At 77.0% G+C, this 1402-nt stretch carries 1 protein-coding gene; it reads left to right on the top strand.

What is annotated here, in order from left to right:
- A partial coding sequence (locus FDA94_RS39725) for a hypothetical protein (protein ID WP_170991329.1) occupies nucleotides 1-1402 on the top strand: 1402 nt, incomplete at both ends.

The raw sequence follows: 1402 nt of genomic DNA on the forward strand, positions 1-1402 counted from the left end.
CGACGCCCGTTCGCTGCGGCCGGCGCCCGCGCCCGCCACCGCCTCGGCCCCCGACCTGCGGCCGGCCGTGCTCGGCGGGCCGTCCACCGGCCTGTGGACGATGGAGCGGCTCGCCGAGCGGCTGGGCGCGCTTTTCGGTCATCCGGTCAGTACCGGCGAGGCCGAGGTCCTGCTGTCCGCGCAGAACCTGTGGCCCGAGGGTCCGCTGCCGCCCGTGCTGCCGCCGGGGTCACCCGCCGTGGGCCGCTGGTGCCACGACGTGCTGCCGCTGTTCCAGGCCGACGCGGGGCCCGGCGCGTCCGTGCGGTTCGTCCAGGAGGTCCCGCTGCCGGGCGGGCGCACGCTCCTGCTGGCCGTCTCCCCCGATCAGGAACGCCGCTTCGCCTGGTACGAGGAGGCACGCTACCAGGGCCGCATGCGTGCCACGACGCTGGCCGACTTCACCCGGCGGCTGCGCCAGGACGTCGCCGACACACTGTGCCTGGTCGTCACCGACGACTCCGGCTGGCGCTCCCGCGACCTCGACGCCACCGCCACGACCGTGGGCGACGCCTTCTACTGCACGTGGGCCGACGGCTGCGGCGAACGCGTCTGGCGGATCCCCGAACGCGACCCCGTCCAGGCGCTCTGCCGCCGCCACTACCACCAGGGGCGCGGACCCGCCCCCGCCGCGACCGCCTCGCTGGAGATGGAACACCCGCCGCGCGGTCCCATTGGGACGGCCGACCGCCAGGTGCGGATCGCCGCCGCCCGGGAACGCGCCCGCATACAGCCCCTGTCGGCGGGAGGCCGGTTGCGCGAGCTCGTCCTGTCGGGCCCGCCCGCCCTGCTGACCATGCGGACCCTCACCGCCCTGCTGAGCCGCGCCTACGGCCGGCCCGTGGACGCCGACCGGGCCGTCGCCGTGCTGCGCGACGAGGGACTGTGGCCCGAGAGCTTCCCGGCGGTCGAGCCCGGCCCCTGGGAGCGCGAGACGCTGCCGCTCTACCTGGCGCACGCGGGCGCCGGCGCGGCCGTCCGGTTCGTCGCCGAGGCGCGGCTCGGGGGCGACCTCAGCCTCCTGGTCGCGCTCGACCGCGCCGGGGAGACCCGGTTCGCCTGGTATCCGCAGGCCCGCTATCGGGGGCGGATGCGCGCGACCACGCTCGTGTCCTTCGCCGAGCTGCTGCTCGACGAGACGAACGGGCCGCTGTGCCTGGTCGCCGCCGACGAGGCCGGGTGGAAGTCCAAGGAGCTGGCCGCCGCGCTGGCCCGGCGGCCCGTCCTGGTCGTCGCGGCCGGGGTGCCCTACCTGTGCGTCTGGCCGACCGGGTGCGCCAACCGCGCCGTCATGGGCGACCAGTGCCGCACCCACGCGCGCCGGTCGCGGCGGCTGGCCGTCCACGGAGCACGCTCAGGGCCG

Origin of the sequence: Herbidospora galbida (assembly GCF_005233835.1) — a bacterium.
Taxonomy (GTDB): Bacteria; Actinomycetota; Actinomycetes; order Streptosporangiales; family Streptosporangiaceae; genus Herbidospora; species Herbidospora galbida.